The organism is Tistrella mobilis KA081020-065, from assembly GCF_000264455.2.
Lineage (GTDB): Bacteria > Pseudomonadota > Alphaproteobacteria > Tistrellales > Tistrellaceae > Tistrella > Tistrella mobilis.
Genome location: NC_017956.1, coordinates 532,251 through 548,091, shown reverse-complemented (window position 1 = coordinate 548,091; position 15,841 = coordinate 532,251). Strand labels below are relative to the sequence as shown.

8 protein-coding genes are annotated in these 15,841 nt (G+C 69.6%); 1 reads left to right on the top strand and 7 read right to left on the bottom strand.

The genetic code is table 11. The features are described from left to right. Positions 1–57 precede the first annotated feature (57 nt). The 7 genes from TMO_RS28970 to TMO_RS02480 all read right to left on the bottom strand — a co-directional run bounded on the left by TMO_RS28970 (position 58) and on the right by TMO_RS02480 (position 14,648). The gene (locus tag TMO_RS28970; protein WP_014744009.1) at positions 58–1,392 is read right to left on the bottom strand and encodes a beta-ketoacyl-[acyl-carrier-protein] synthase family protein; all 1,335 of its coding nucleotides are present in this window, start codon (positions 1,390–1,392) and stop codon (positions 58–60) included. A gap of 17 nt (positions 1,393–1,409) precedes the next feature. Beyond that, positions 1,410–1,661, bottom strand: a complete 252-nt coding sequence (locus tag TMO_RS02505; protein WP_014744008.1) for an acyl carrier protein — start codon at positions 1,659–1,661, stop codon at positions 1,410–1,412. Between the two features lie 70 nt (positions 1,662–1,731). Beyond that, entirely contained in the window at positions 1,732–2,166 is a 435-nt protein-coding gene (locus tag TMO_RS02500; RefSeq protein WP_014744007.1) for a PaaI family thioesterase, read from the bottom strand. A 52-nt stretch (positions 2,167–2,218) separates the two neighbouring features. Then, a complete protein-coding gene (locus TMO_RS02495; protein WP_014744006.1) occupies positions 2,219–9,835 on the bottom strand; it encodes a type I polyketide synthase in 7,617 nt (2,538 codons plus the stop codon). Further along, entirely contained in the window at positions 9,832–11,628 is a 1,797-nt protein-coding gene (locus TMO_RS28965; RefSeq protein WP_014744005.1) for an AMP-binding protein, read from the bottom strand. The genes TMO_RS02495 and TMO_RS28965 overlap by 4 nt, the downstream gene beginning before the upstream one ends. Before the next feature lie 20 nt (positions 11,629–11,648). Then, on the bottom strand, positions 11,649–13,184 hold the full coding sequence (locus TMO_RS02485) for a B12-binding domain-containing radical SAM protein (RefSeq protein ID WP_014744004.1): 1,536 nt from the start codon (positions 13,182–13,184) through the stop codon (positions 11,649–11,651). 114 nt (positions 13,185–13,298) lie between these two features. Continuing rightward, entirely contained in the window at positions 13,299–14,648 is a 1,350-nt protein-coding gene (locus TMO_RS02480; protein WP_014744003.1) for a B12-binding domain-containing radical SAM protein, read from the bottom strand. A 397-nt stretch (positions 14,649–15,045) separates the two neighbouring features. Here TMO_RS02480 and TMO_RS02475 point away from each other — a divergent pair, with 397 nt between their 5' ends. After that, the gene (locus TMO_RS02475; RefSeq protein WP_014744002.1) at positions 15,046–15,840 is read left to right on the top strand and encodes an enoyl-CoA hydratase-related protein; all 795 of its coding nucleotides are present in this window, start codon (positions 15,046–15,048) and stop codon (positions 15,838–15,840) included. Position 15,841: the final 1 nt, after the last annotated feature.

Genomic DNA, 15,841 nt, shown 5'->3' with positions numbered 1-15,841 from the left:
GCGATCAATTCTGCGCCAAAATGCACCACATCAAGAATTGATATCAGAGCCGGACCGTCATCTGCCGATCCCGTCAGATCCGGCGACCACCAGCGAGGCATTGATGCCACCAAAGCCGAAGCTGTTGACCAGCACCGGCCGGCCGGGATCGATGTCCCGCGGTGCGCCTGCCACCACGTCGATGCAGGCGGTGTCCTCCGATGCGGCCCGGAACCCCGCGACCGGCGGCAGGCGCCGGCGTGACAGGGCGCCCAGCGCCGCCACCGTGCTGACCGGCCCGTTGGCGGCGAAGAGATAGCCGGTGGCGCCCTTGACCGAGGTGACCGGCGGGCGGTGGCTGCCGGTCAGCTCCGCGATCGCCGCCGCCTCGATCGCATCGCCGGTGATCATGCCCGAGGCCTGGGCCATCACCGCGCCCAGATCGGTCGGATCGACGCCGGCATCTTCCAGCGCCAGGCGCATGCAGGCCAGGCCTTCGCGGTCGGGAATGCGGGTCAGGTCCGGCGCGCCGGAATTGGTGGCATAGCCCAGGATGCGGCCCAGCACCGCCCGGCCGTCGCAGGCATCGGCCCGGTGCAGCAGCAGCATGGCGGCGGCCTCGCCACAGATCATGCCGTCACGCGCCCCGTCGAAAGGCCGCGCGGCCGGCCTCTCGTCCCCGCTCCCGCGCGAAAGCGCATGCATTGCCTCGAAGCCCGACCAGGTGATGGGGGTGGTGACGGCTTCCGATCCGCCGGCCAGCGCCCAGTCGATCCGCCCGGCCCGAAGTTCGGCGAGCGCATGACCGATCGCCTGGGTGCCGCTGGCGCAGGCGCCGGCAAGCGTCACCTGCGGCCCCTCGAAGCCGAGCCTGAGTGCGGTCATGCTCGCCGCCATGTTCGGGATCAGCGAGGGGATCAGGAAAGGCGTGGTCTTGCGCGGGCCCGCGCGTTCCTGCTTCAGCACCCCCTGCTCGATATGGGGCAGGCCCCCCATGGCGACCCCCATGGCGATCAGCCCGCGGCCTTCGGGCAGGCGCGGCCGGCCGGTCGCGGCCGGATCCGCACCCAGTGCCGTCATCGAGGCATGAACGGCGAGTCGGACGAACAGGCTCATCCGCTCCAGCTCGTGCGACAGGTGATCACGAGCGAAGCGCAGGGACGGTTCCGGCACCTCGGCCGCGATCCGGCAGGTGAAGCGGGCCGGATCGAACCGGGTGATCGGAGCTGCCGCCACCCGGCCTTCGGCCAGGGCGTCGTCGAGCACGTTCCGCCCCACGCCGAAGGCGGTGACACAGCCAATGCCGGTCACCGCAACGGCGGGCCTGTCTGCCGCAGCGCCGGCCGGCTGACCGGACGGCAGGGGATCGTCTCCGGCGGCCATCCGCCGCCAGGGCCAGCGCATCGGCTTCATGGGTGCCGCTGCCTCCGTCAGGCCGCCGCGGCGCGCTGTTCACGGATATGGTCGACGAGCCCGCCCAGGGTGTCGATCTGATCCATCACCGCCTCGTCGAATTCGACCCCGAAACAATCCTCCAGATAGAGGATCATCTCGAACATCTTGAGCGAGTTGAGCCCGTCGATCGAGGTCGCGAGCTTGGAGTCGGGCGTGAGATGGCTCACATCGGTTTCCAGATACTCGCCGATGCGGGTCACCACATCATTGAAGAGCGTATCGGTCATGGGGGATCTCCTCCTTCCGGCCGCCGGCTCCGCCGGTCGGCAGTTTTCGGGCGGGCCCGCAGGCGGCGGCTCAGCGCCGCTGCAGCACCGCCAGCGACACCACCGCCTTGGACACCCGCACGGGCGTGTCGTCCCTGACGGCGAAGACTTCGGATTCGCAAACCACCAGACGGCGCCCCGCCTGCAGCACCGTCGCCCGGCAGCGCAGCTCCGTGCCCAGCGCCGCCTTCAGCAGGCTGGTGGTGAAGCTGGTGGTCAGCACGAATTCATCGGCGGCGATGGTCGTGAAGGCCGCGGCCCCCGCGGTGTGGTCGGCGATGGTCATCTGCACGCCGGCATGGATCACGCCGTCATGCTGCATGTGCCGCGGATGGATCATGACACGGCTTTCGACCAGCCCCGGCTCGACCGTCACCGGCTCGATGCCGAGATCGGTGATGAAACCGGCCTGACCGAAGATGGCGCGGGCGGCTTCGGCGAAAGCGGGGTTGCGGGGTTCGAACATCGGCGTCTCTCTCCGGCTTGGGAAAGGGCTCGTCTGCGGAGCCCTGGATGGGTCAGGGTGCGATCGCAGGCAGCAACCGCTCCGCCAGCTTGGAGAGCGACGGGCTCTGGGTCAATTCTATCGCAGGTGTCTTCACGCCCAGATCGTCCTCGATCAGGCAACTGAGTTCGACGGCCATGAGCGAATCGAGCCCGAGTTCGGCCAGCGGCTGGCCGGTATCGAGCGTTTCGGCGCTGGTGCCGAGGACGGTGGCAAGCCGTGCCGCAAGCGCCGCCTCGACCATGGCCTGGCGATCCTCGGCCGCCGCCTCGCGGATCCGGGCCAGGACCTGGTCGCCCTCTCCGCCGCCACCGCCGGCGCCACCAGCGCCTTCGGTCAGCGGCAGGTCGGCATAGCGCGGGTTGCGCGCCAGCTCGGGCATGTAGCGGGCCCAGACCGCCCAATCGATGTCGATCACGCCCGAGGCGACCGCCCCCGCCCCGAGCAGGGCTTCGAGCGAGGCCAGCGCGTCCGGGGCCTGGACGGGGGTCAGGCCATGGCGTTCGAAATGCCGGGCGATCTCGTCATGGGCCGCGACATAGCCCACGCCGCCGATCGCCCCCCAGTCGACCGCCAGCGCCGGCAGCCCCTGCGCCCGGCGCCGTTCGGCCAGCGCCACCAGATACTGGTTGGCGGCGACGTAATTGGCCTGGCCGGGATTGCCGACCATCGCCGCGAAGGACGAGAACATCACGAACATCTCGACCGGATCGTCGCGGGTGGCGAGATGCAGGTTGAGCGCACCCTCGATCTTAGGTGCCATCACCCGGTGCAGGCGATCGCGATCGAGCTTCAGCACGAAATCGTCGTCCAGCACCATGGCCGCATGCAGCACGCCCTTGAGCGGCGGCAGATCGGCCCGGATCCGGCCGAGCATGGCCTCGACCGCCGCCCGGTCGGTGACGTCGCAGCGTTCCACCCGCACCCGGGTGCCGCCGGCGCGCAGCCGGTCGACCGCGGCCTGGGCCTCGGGCGTGGCGGCGCCGGACCGGCCGGCCAGCACCACCGTCCCTGCACCTTTGGCCACCAGCCATTCGGCGACGGCAAGGCCGAAGCCGCCCAGACCGCCGGTCATCAGATATGTGCCGTCGGATTTGAGCGGCAGCGGCTTGGGCAGCGGCCGGGCGATGCGCGCGGCATCGTCTTCCATGGCGAGCACAATCTTGCCGATATGGCGCGCCTGGGCCATGTGGCGGAAGGCCTGTTCAGCCCTGGACACCGGCCAGACCCGCCGCGGCAGCGGCTGAAGCCCACCTTCGGCGAAGGCATCGGCCACCTCGGTCATCAGCCGTGCGGCGAGCTTCGGCCGCTCGCGGAACACCCGGTCGAGGTCGATGGCGAAATAGGAGAGGTTGTTGCGGAACGGCCGGAGACCGATGCGGGAATTGCCGTAGATGTCGGTCTTGCCGATCTCCAGGAAGCGGCCATAGGCCCTGAGCAGGCCGAGCGATTTCGGGATGGCCTCACCCGCCAGCGAGTTCAGCACCATGTCGACACCTTCGCCGTCGGTCGCCGCCATGATCTGGTCGGCGAAGTCGAGGCTGCGGCTGTCATAGACATGGGTGACGCCCAGGCTGCGCACGAAATCGCGTTTCTCGGGCGAGCCGGCCGTGGCATGGATCTCCAGCCCCGCCCGCTGCGCGACCTGGATCGCGGTCAGGCCGACACCGCCGGCGGCGGCATGGATCAGGATCCGCTCCCCGGCCTCGGCACGGGCCAGATGATGCAGCGCATACCAGACCGTGACGAAGGTGATCGGGATGGTGGCGCCACCATCCAGCGGCACGCCTTCCGGCAGCTTCGCCACGAAGCCGCGGCCGACCACGGTGCGGCTGGCAAAGCCGGGCGCGATCGCCATCACCCGGTCGCCGGGCGCCAGATCATCCACCCCCGGCCCCACCCGCCGGATGGTGCCGGCGACCTCGTCGCCCAGCACCAGGGGCTCGTCGCCCTCGGTCGGGTAGATGCCCATCACCTTCATCACGTCGCGGAAATTGAGCCCGGTGAAGGCGACGTCGATCTCGACCTCTCCCGGCCCCGGCTCGCGCAGACGCGCCTCGGTCAGCATCAGATTGTCGAGTGCGCCGGTCTTGAGGGCATCGAGCCGGAAGGCGGTCCCCGCCGCCGCCGGCCTGGGGTCGAGCGCCCGGCGGCGGAGCCCGTCCAGCGTCTCGGCCCGGATGCGGGCGACATGGGTCCGCGCGCCGCGAAGCGCGATCTCGGTCTCGTCGCCGGCCCCCTCGGCGCAGATCCGGGCCAGTGCCTCGATCTCGTCGGCCCTGTCGGACGAGACGGCGGCCGGCAGGTCGACCATCACCGTCCCCAGTTCCGGATGCTCGTTGGTCAGCACCCGGGCGAAGCCCCAGGCCGGCGCCTGGGCAGCCTCGGGGGCCGGATCGTCGGGCCGCACCCGCCGGGCACCCGAAGTCGCCAGCACCAGGCGTGGCGGATTGCCGAAACTCGGATCGGTCACCGCCTGGACCAGCTCCATCAGGACCGCAGCACCACGTGCCTCCACGGCCGTCATGTCGGCCGCTTCGGTCGGGCCGGCATCGAGCGACCAGAGATGCAGGATGCCGCCCACCTCGGGCAGATCCATCAGCGCCCGGTCCACCAGGCCACGGATGTCGGCAACCTCGCCGGCCGTCACGGTGCTCACGGGATGGCCGCGCGCCTCAAGCGCTGCGGCAACCGCCGCACCGACACCACGACCATCGGCCAGCACCAGCCAGCCGGGCTTTGCCCGGGTGATGGTGCTGAGCCCCAGCAGAGCATCCAACTCGTCGGTCTCGGCCGCCGGCGCCTCGCCGGTAGTCCGGGCGGTCTCGGTGGTCGACCGCCGGGCCAGGATGACGCTGTGAACGGTCGCCCCGCCATCCTCGCGGTCGTCGAGCGCCGCCACCGCCGGGCAGCCGGCGCGCATGAGCGCCGCTTCCCAGGCCGGCAGGGTCATGCAGGCATGATCGGGACGGGTTCCGGCGTCGTCGAAGGCCCACCAGCCCTTGAGCATGCCGAAGACCAGATCGAACCAGGGCGGCGGCGCGGTCAGCTCGACCAGCGCCATCAACCCGCCCGGACGGAGCAGACCGGCGGCATGGGCAATTGCGGTGTCGATCGCCCGGGTCGCGTGAAGCGCGTCGGTCGCCACCACCAGGTCGAAGCTCGCCGGCGCGAAGCCCTGGGCCGCCGGCTCCTTCTCGATGTCGAGCAGGCGGTAGCGGACAAAATCGAAGGCGCGGAACTTCTGCTCGGCCTTGGTGGTGAAGGCGGTGGAAATGTCGGTGAAGACATAATCGGTGCGGCTGGCCGGCAGCACCGGCAGCAGATGGGCGGCGGTGGCGCCGGTGCCGGCACCGATCTCCAGGATCCTGAGCGGCCGGTCGGCCGGCAGCCGGTCGATCAGGGCGCGGACCGCCTGTTCCAGGATGCGGTTATAGGTGCCGAAGCTCGGGCTGTCGCGATAGACCCGTTCGGCATCGACCTGCGACCCGTCGGGGAAGATCAGATCCAGCGGATCCTGCGCCCCGGTCAGCACCCGGGCCAGCGCTTCGCCGCAGCGGCGGATCAGCACCATCTCAGGCGCAAGCCCGGCATGACGGCGGTCGATCTCGGCGCCCAGCACCTCGGGCTCGGGCAACGGGCCCGTCGCCGTCTCGGCCCTGACCACCTGGGCCAGCCGTGCCAGCAGCCGGTGATGAACGGGATCGACCCGCGCCGGATCGGGCGCATCGGCGTCGATGCCCAGCTCGGCGAAGGCGCGGGCGGCATAGGCGGCGGTCAGCCGGTCGAGCAGCGGCTGCGCCTCGGCATAATAGCCGGCGCGGTCGAGCTTGCGGATCAGCGGCAGCACCATCGGCCGGGTTTCGTCGACCAGATCGGCCGGATCGGGCAGATCCGCCGCCACGACGCCCGCCGCCTGCTCCACCCAATGCTCGGCGAACAGCCGGCGGTCGATGTCGCGGCCGGCGCCGCGGCCGCCCTCGGCCTGATCCAGCGCCATGCACGAGAAGCCCTGCACCTCGGCCAGCACCCGACCCGCCGCATCGGTCAGACGGATATCGGCATCCAGCTGCCTGGAATTCAGCGTCAGCAGCCGGGCATGGGCGTGGAGTTCGGCACCGTCGTCGATCGGCCCCGACAGCCTGAGCCGCTCCACCGCCACCGGCAGATAGGCACCGGCGGCCGCGCTGCGGCTGTCGATCGCGCCCAGCACCGCCTGGAAACAGGCATCCAGCAGCGAGGGATGGAAGAGATAGCCGCCCGCGGCATCCGGCGCGCCGTCGCCCGCCCGCGCCGCGGCCGGCAGGGTCAGCCGGGCCAGCGCCTCGGCCGGCCCGCGCGACAGCGCCGCGATGGCCTGGAAGGCCGGGCCGTAATTCAGCCCGCGGGCCGCGAAGGCGCCGTAGCCACGATCCTCCACGACGTCAATGCAGCGGGCCGCTGCTGCCGCCAGGTCCACGGCCTGAGCCGGGAGCGCCCCCTGAGCCTTCAGCGTCATGGACGCGTGCAGCGTCCACGGCGCCTCGTCCTCACCCAGCGGCCGGGAGAGGACGCGCGCGCCACCGCTGGCGGGATCGAGCGCCACCTGCAGCTTCACCGCCCGATCGGCCCCCAGGATCAGGGCCTTCAGGAAGCGCACATCCTCGACCGCGGCCGGCACGGCGCCCATGGCCGCGGTCCAGGCCGCAAGCGCCGCTTCGATGAAACCGGCACCGGGGAAGAGCACCGAGCCGCCGACGGCATGGTCGGCGAGATAAGGCAGCCGCTCCAGATCGATGCGGATCTCGTAGAGCGGCAGGCCAGCGGCGATCCGCCGGCCGATGAAGGGATGGGCAGGCAGGCCGGCGCGGCCGTCCAGGCTCTCCGCCACCTCCTGCCAGTAGCGCTTGTCCTGCCAGGGATAGGCCGGCAGCCGGACCGGCCGCAGCCGGTCGACGCCCGAGACCGCCTGCCAGTCGACCCGGTGGCCGGCGGCATAGAGCTGGCCCAGATTGCCGAGCAGAACCGCACGCTCTTCCGTCTGGCGGCGGAGCGAATGCGCCGTCATCACCCGCTCGCCCAGCTCGCCCGCGGTATCGTCGATCGAGGATGAGATGACCGGATGCGGCCCGACCTCCAGGAAGGTTCGATGGCCGTCGCGGATCAGGCTGCGGATCGCATCGGCGAAGCGCACCGGCTGGCGGACATTGCGCCACCAATAGGCGGCGTCATAGGGCAGATCCTCCGCCAGATCGCCGGTGACGGTGGAATAGAGCGGCAGGTCCGCCGCAGCCGGCCGGATCGCGGCGAGCGAGGCTTCCAGATCCTCGCGCAGCGGATCCATGTGGTGGCTGTGGAAGGGCACGGCCACGGTCAGGAAGCGGTTGAACCGCCCCTCTGCGGCAAGGCCCGCCGCGATGGCCTCCAGCGGTTCGGCATCGCCCGCGAGCGTCAGGATGCCGGGGCCGTTCATGGCCGCGATCGACACCCGGTCGGCCACGGGGGCGATCCGCTCCAGCGCCTCGGCCTCGGTCAGCGCCGCCGCCAGCATGCGGCCCTTGCCGCTGGCCCGCTGCTGCACGCGTGAGCGGTGATAGATCACGGTGCAGGCGGTGGCGAGGTCCAGCTGGCCGGCGACATGTGCGGCGGCCGCCTCGCCGGTCGAATGGCCGACGATGGCCGCGGGCCGGATGCCCCAATGGCTCCAGAGCCGGGCGAGGCCGACCTGAAGAGCGAAGTTCGAGGGCTGCGAGATATAGGTCTCGGCCATCAGGCTCTGTGCCTCGTCGCGGCACATCTCGTCCATCAGCGACCAGGGCGCGCCGGCCGCGCGCAGATGGGCATCGCATTCCTCGATCGCGACCCGGAACAGGGGTTCGCGCTCGATCAGCTGGCGGCCCATCGCCCACCATTGCGGGCCCATGCCCGAGAAGACATAGACCGGGTTGCCGGGCGCAGAACGGGCCCGGCCGCGGCCGGCGATGATGCCGGGGCCGGCGGTGCCGGCAGCGGCATCGCGCAGCCGTTCCGCCGCCTCGGCATGGTCGGCCGCCACGACAGCGAGCCGGTGATCGTGCTGGCTGCGCCGGGTGCCCGCCCAGGCGGCGACCTCCGCGAGCGGCCGGTGCCGGGCCGGCTGTGCCTCGTCGGTCAACGCCTCCGCCAGGTGGCGGGCGGCCTCGGCCAGCGCCTCGGCGCTGCGGGCCGAGACCGGGATCAGGACGGGTGCGCCGGTCCTGCCGGCATCGGAGGCGATGCCAGGCGCCCCCTCGTCCGACAGGGCCGGGCGCACGGCTTCGGCGGGTGCCGCTTCCAGCACCGCATGGGCGTTGGTGCCGCCGAATCCAAAGGAATTGACGCCCGCGCGGGGCGGATGGCCGTTATCCGGCCAGGGCCGGTCGCTGCTCGCGACCTCGAGCTTCAGCCCATCGAAATCGATCTCGGGGTTGGGGCTCTCGAAATTCAGGTTCGAGGGCACATGCCGGTGATGAAGGGCGAGCGTCGCCTTGATCAGCCCGGCAATGCCCGCCGCCGCCTCCAGATGGCCGATATTGGTCTTCACCGACCCGACCAGGCAGCGATCGCCATCCGGCCGGCCCTGAGAGAGCACGCGGCCGAGCGCGCGGGCCTCGATCGGGTCGCCGACCGGCGTGCCGGTGCCATGGGCTTCCATGTATTGCAGCGTGCCAGGCACGATGCCGGCCCGGGCATAGGCGGTCTCCAGCATGCGCGCCTGGGCATCCTCGCCCGGCACGGTCATGCCGTTGGTATGGCCGTCCTGGTTGACGACCGTGGCCTTGATCACGCCATAGACCGGATCGCCGTCGGCAAGCGCGGCCGAGAGCGGCTTCAGCACGACGATGCCGGCGCCCTCGCCGCGGGTATAGCCGTTGGCGCGGGCATCGAAGGTCTTGCAGCGGCCATCCGGCGCCAGCATCGAAGCGCGGCTGAAGCCGATGGTCGGCTCCGGCTTCAGGATCGCATTGACCCCGCCCACGATCGCCGCCCGGCTTTCGCCTGATCGCAGCGACTGACAGGCGAGGTGGAGGGCGACCAGAGACGAGGAACAGGCGGTGTCGACCGCAACGCTCGGCCCCTTGAGGTTCAGAAGATACGAGATGCGGTTGGCGGCGATCGAAAGCGCGAGGCCGGTATTGGTGTGGCCGGAAATCAGCTCGCGATTGGCCATGCCGTGCTGGATTTCGGCATAGTCATAGGCCGCGATGCCGATGAACACGCCGACATCCGTGCCGTCGATGTCTTCAAGCTTCAGCCCGGCATCGTCGAGGGCGTCGACGGCCGATTCGAGCAGCAGGCGCTGCTGGGGATCCATCAGCTGCGCCTCGCGCGGCGAGATGCCGAAGAAGCCTGGGTCGAAGCGGTCGATGCCGTCCAGGAAACCGCCCATGCGGGTGCCGACGGTGCCGGGACGGGAGGCCGGATCAGGATGGTGGAACAGGGCCGCGTTCCAGCGATCGGAGGGCACCTCGCGGATGGCATCCACCCGGTTGCGGAGCAGCGACCAGAAGGCCGCCGGGCTGGAGGCACCGCCCGGCAGACGGCAGCCGATGCCGATGATGGCGACCGGCTCGGCCACGGAGGAAACCACGGCGGCGGCCTCTGCGGCGGCCATATCCTTGGGCGCATTCATCCGGTGATCCTCCCTGGGGCGGGTGTCGTCTTGTTTTTTGAGGCCGCGGCCTGACGGTCCGCCAGGCGCGCTGCCACGATCTCGCGGCAGCGGAAGCGCTGAACCTTGCCGCTGGGGGTGCGCGGCACCAGGCCGGCGGCGATCCAATGCGTGCCGATGCCGGTCAGGCCGAAAGCCTCCGCCAGGGCATCGCGGATGCGCTGGGCAATGGCGGGACGCGCCTCTTCGGGGCCGAGGCGGGTGTCGAGCAGCAGATGCAGGGTTTCGGTGCCGATGGTCTCGTCGGTGAGGCCGACCGCGATGACCGCGGGCGTGATCGCGGCATCGGCCGCGGCTTCGGCCACATCTTCGATCTGGGCAGGCGTGAAATTGCGCCCGCCCAGGATCAGCAGATCCTTGGCCCGGCCGGTGACATGCAGCCGGCCATCGGCCAGATAGCCCAGATCGCCCGTGCGCAGCCAGCCGTCAGGCCGGGTCAGCCGGGCGCTTTCGGCCGGATCCTGCCAATAGCCACCGACGGTCGCGGGGCTGGCGACCTCGATCTCGCCGACCCGGCGTTCGGGCAGTTCAGTGCCGTCGGGCGCGGTGATGCGGATCGCAGCCCCCGGCACGGCCGGCCCCAAGGTGACGGCATGGAGCCGGCGCCCGGCTTCGTCTCCCGCCGGTGCGGCCACCCCTTCGGCCGCCAGCCGGTCGGCATCGACCGGGTCGGTCACGCAGCCACCCACCGGCGGGATCGCCACCGCCAGCGTCGCCTCGGCCAGGCCATAGACCGGGCGCAGGGTCTCGGGCGCGAAACCGTGGCTGCCGAAGGCGGCGCTGAAATCCTGCAGGGTGCGGGCATGAACCGGTTCCGCCCCGCACAGCGCCACCCGCCAGGCCGAGAGGTCCAGCCCGCGCGGCGGGCGCAGCCGGGCGAGGCGCGCGCACATCTGGAAAGCACTGTTGGGCGCCGGCGACAGCGTCCCCTTGTGCCGCGACATCCAGGCCGGCCAGTTCATCGGATTGCGGACGAACTCGCCGGTATCGGCCAGCACCATGGGCACGCCCCAACGGAGCGCATAATTGAGCCCGACCAGCCCCATATCGTGGGAGAGCGGCAGCCACGAGACCAGAACATCGCCACCCACACCCTCGGGCCCCCGGCAGATCGCCGCCGCGATCTGGGCGAGATTGGCCGAGAGCCGGTCGTGATGCACCACCGCGAGCTTGGGTGCTCCGGTCGATCCCGATGTCTGCTGAAGATGCGAAATGCCGCGGGGATCGGCGGTCATCGCCGGCAGGGCTGCACGCAGCCCCGCCGCCAGCAGCCGGTCGGCCGCGGCAACCGTCAATCCGGGGGCCTGCGCCTCCAGGCCATCGAGTGCCGCGGCCGGTTCCGCCTCGGCGATCAGCAGCCGGGCGCCCGCCCTGCGGGCGATATCGGCCAGATGGGCGCGGGCGGGATCCGGCACCGGCACGGCGGGCGGGGCCACGACCACCGGCAGGGCACCGATCGCACCGGCGCCCAGATGCAGCGCCAGGAACAGCCGCGAGGCCGGCAGCGCCAGCACGATGCGATCACCGGCCGCGATGCCGGCCGCCGCCAGAGCCCGGGCGCCGGCGGCGGCGAGCGTCGCAAGATCGCCGCGCGTCAGCACCGCCTCGGCGCCGCCGCGTTCGATCACGCGCAAGGCGAAGCCATGGGGGGCGGTCTCGGCCCCACGGGCCACCGCCTCCCAGGTGGTGGCCGCAGGCAACGCGTCATGGAAACTACGGAAATGCGGGTCCGCAGGAGAGGTCGCCATGGTCATCTCGGGCACGCCTCCGCGGCTCAGCGGGCATAGGCCTTGGCGAAGGCCGGCTCGGCCCCACGGGCCGACTGGGCCAGCCAGTCACGGGTGGCACCGTGCCGGGCCTCGAAATCCCCCAGCAGCAGATCCTCTTTCAGCGTGCCCTCGCGGGTGTAGTAGGGCGTCTCCAGATTCTCGAGGAAGCCGATATGGCGTTCCATGCCGCCACGGCTCTGGGCAACGCTGCGCTGATAGGATTTCAGACGCATCCGCCGCTGCGGCCGGGTCTCGACCTCGAAGGCGCGCTCGAAGAACACGTCATAGCTGTCGAGGATCGCCCGCTGCAGGTCGGAGGGGCGCATGTGGCGCGGGAAGATGCCGACGAAGGAATAGTGCTGATAGGTCGGAACCTCCATGATGATCCGGTGGTCCTCGATGTCCTGGCGCGCACCGAACAGCAGGTTCTGGAACGGATATTCGGCCAGGCAAACGAAGGTCGGATGCACGATCCGGGCATCGGCGCACCACCGGGCGGTGCGGCGGATGGCGCCCTGATCCTGGGCTTCCAGCCCGAAGATGATCGCCGAATGGATGTAGACGTCGTTCTCGGCGAATCGCCAGAGGCGCTCGGTCTGCTCGCTGGCATCGACCTTCTTGTTGAAGGCACGCAGCACGCCCGGATCTTCGGATTCCACGCCCAGGCAATACTCGTCGAAGCCCGAGGCCTTCATCTCCAGCACCAGATCCATGTCGTCGGCATGGTTGATCCGGCTCATCGAGATGAACTTGTAGGGCCGGTCGCGCACCGCCTGAGCCACCTGATGACAGAAATCGCGCCGGGTGGTGAAGTTGAGATCGGTGACATAGAACCGGGTACAGCCGGTCTGGGCATGGATGCCGTCCAGCTCGGCCACGATATCGGGCACGGTCTTGGTCCGGAACCGCCGGCCCAGCAGGCGGATGGCGTAGCAGAACGAGCAGTCGAAGGGGCAGCCGCGCGACATCGACACCGTCGCCCAGTGCAGCCGCGGCGCCCGCGCCAGCAGCTCCGGGCGGATGGCGGTGGAGACCTTCTCGAACCGCTTCACGTCGGAAATGGCGAGCCGGCCGTCGTCGCCGATCCAGGCGATGTTCGGAATGTCGTCGATCGGGCCGCCGACGCCGCCCACGGCGCGACGGGCGATCAACTCCAGCGTCGGCAGTTCGCCCTCGCCGATCACCGCCACATCGGCATATTTCAGCGCCTCGTGCGGGGCGAAAGCCGCATGCGGCCCGCCCATGATCATGAGCGAGTCCTTGCGCCGCCGCCGGGCGATCGTCTCAAGGGTCGGGATGTTGGACCAGAAATGGGTGGCGAGCGCCGAGACCAGAATGACGTCGTAGCTCTCCAGCGGAAAATCGGCCGGGTTCTCCCCCCAGAACATCTGGCACATGTCCAGCTGTGCCTCGGGGAGCTGATCGGCGACGAAGGAGGCGACGTAATAGATGCCGTCATTGTAGGTGGTGGCGAGCGTCGACACATCCGGATAGTCGGGATGGAAGCCGAGCTGAATGGCCAGAATCTTGAGCGCGCTCATCGGACGGTCCCTTGGACAGGTCCCCCGTCGCCGCCCGCCCTTGCGGTGGGCGGGCGGCAGACGGATGGTACCGGGCGTTTCGGCAGCAGACGGAACAGGTGGTCCGGGCGCCGGTCAGCGCTCGGGGGCCGCGAAGGCGCCGGCGGCCATGCCACCGCCCAGCCGCGACGGCCGGCTGCCGATCGGCAGCTGTCCGCGCTTGGCCGCCATTTCGCGGCGCAGCTTTTCCTTCATGTCCTGCTTGATCTTCTGCGCCACGACGCCGGGGTCGTTCACCTTGCGCTGGGCCCAGGCCATCAGGTCGCGGGCCTCTGACGGCGACATCTTGGGGTGCTTCCAGACCAGGTTGTAGAGGTCGAATTTCGACAGGTCCGGCTCGTTCACCAGATGCTCCATCTGCTTCCACAGCTTGGTGCCGTGGAAGGGCGTGAGCAGGGTCAGCTGGCAGGCGAACAGCCCCTCGTCGGCCAGCTGGGTGATGTCGTATTCCATGTCTTCGATGCTGTCGTCCTGGAAGCCGACCATGAAGGTGCCGAGGGCACGGCGGCCGTTCTTGATCAGCTCGCGGACGGTGGCGCGGACGTTGTAGACGTCGTCGCGCTTCTGCACGTCGGCGATGTTCTTGTCGCGATAGCTTTCGATGCCGATGATCGCGCCATCCATGCAGCGATCGGTGAGTTCCGAAATCCGGCCGCGCAGCAGATCGGCACGCGTCAGGCAGATCCAGCCGAGGCCGCGCTTGGCCAGCCCGTCGACCACCCGCTCGGCGATGTCGTTCTTCAGGAAGAACGACTCGTCGTAGATGATGACATGGGCGACGCTGTTCTCCTTATAGGTGTCGAGCGCGTACTCCATGTCCTCCATGAAGATCGCGTCTTCCTTCGGATTGAACACCGGCGTCGAGCAGAAGGTGCAGCCGATGTTGCAGCCGCGCTTGCTGTAGAGATAGCCGACCTTCGAACTCACGCCGCGGAAGCTCGACTCGCCCATCATCGGCGGATGGGTGACGTGCTCCAGCGGCCGCCCGTAGACGTATTGATGCAGCACGTATTCGCCCGGCCCCTTGATCAGCCGGTCGAAATGCGGCTGGATTCCGGGCGTGATCGCGCCGTAATTGCCGCCCCAGACTTCTTTCACCCCGTAGTCTCGGGCGAGTTTCGCCATCTGGATCGCGACCGGCACAGACCAGGTGTAGAAGCTGATGCCCACCATGTCCCACTGCTCGGAGCCGAGCGCCTTTTCGTATTCGGCCCAGGTGGGATATTCCAGAACCTCGACATCCGGCACATTGGCCTTCAGGAAGTTCAGACCGGTGGGGGGGCAGGTCACCGACAGGCGGTCGGCGAGGTCGTTGGCGCAGGTCCAGGCCATGTAAGTATCGGTGCGATCGTACCAGTTGCCGCCGATACCGTTCATCTCCACCAGCGCCTCCTTGGGCGCCGTGGTGAGAAGTACCCGTTTCATGGAACATCCTCCCTGGCGGATCTCCGGGCGGGGGCCGGTCGAACCATCTCGGGCGCCTCATGCGTCAGAGCACGGTTCGGGGGGATACGTCCAGCTTCCTCACGGGGCTGCTGGAAGCTGGCACCTCGCTACCATCCGTCTCGTTCTGCAGCACTTCTTATCTATCTACGATAGTCGAACGACCACTACAACGCATCATGATTCTATAATAATCGCGGAACGGTTTAGTAACGGCGTTATGTCATCTCAGTGTATGCAGTCATACTTCGCATGGCGGACCCGCATTGCCGCAGCATGTCCCGCCCCGCGGTGCCGGGCTAAGCTTGGACCGGCGCATCGCTCAAAATCATCATGACCAGCCGGCCAGCTGCGCCGGCACGGCTGGTGGAGGAACCCCATGTCGGAACTGCTCGAACGCATCGAAAACGGCGTCGCCTGGCTGACGCTCAACCGGCCGGAACGGCGCAATGCCATGTCGCGGCCCATGCTGGCCGCACTGGTCTCGGCCCTCACCCGGCTCGCCGCCGACGATGAGGTTCGTGTGGTGGTGCTGACCGGTGCCGGCGGCGCCTTCTGCGCCGGGGGCGACGTCAAGCGCATGGCGGAAACCGCCGAGGCCGAAGCCGCGAAGTCGAGCGAGCGCCGGGCCACGGAACTGCGCCAGGTCATGGAAGCGTCGCGCTGGCTGCACGAGATGGGCAAGCCGACCATCGCGGCCCTGCCCGGCCCCGCAGCTGGTGCCGGCCTGTCGCTGGCACTGGCCTGCGACATGCGCATCGCCGCCCGCACCGCCGTGATGACCACCGCTTTCGCCAAGGTGGCGCTGTCGGGCGATTTCGGCGGCAGTTGGTTCCTGACCCAACTCGTCGGCCCGGCCAAGGCGCGGGAGCTTTACCTGACCGCCGAACTGCTCGACATGGCCGCGGCCGAGAAGCTGGGCCTGGTCAACCGGGTGGTCGACGCCGAGGCCCTGGAGGCCCAGACTCGCATGACGGCCGAGACGCTTGCCCGTGGGCCGGCGCTGACCTATGCCGCCATCAAGCGCAATATGAACCTGGCACAGACCGGCACGCTGTCGGAGGTGATGGATCTGGAAGCGATCCAGCACACCCGCTGTTCGGAAAGCGCCGACCACCGCGAGGCGGCGCAGGCCTTCGTCGAGAAGCGCGCGCCCCGGTTCATCGGCCGCTGAG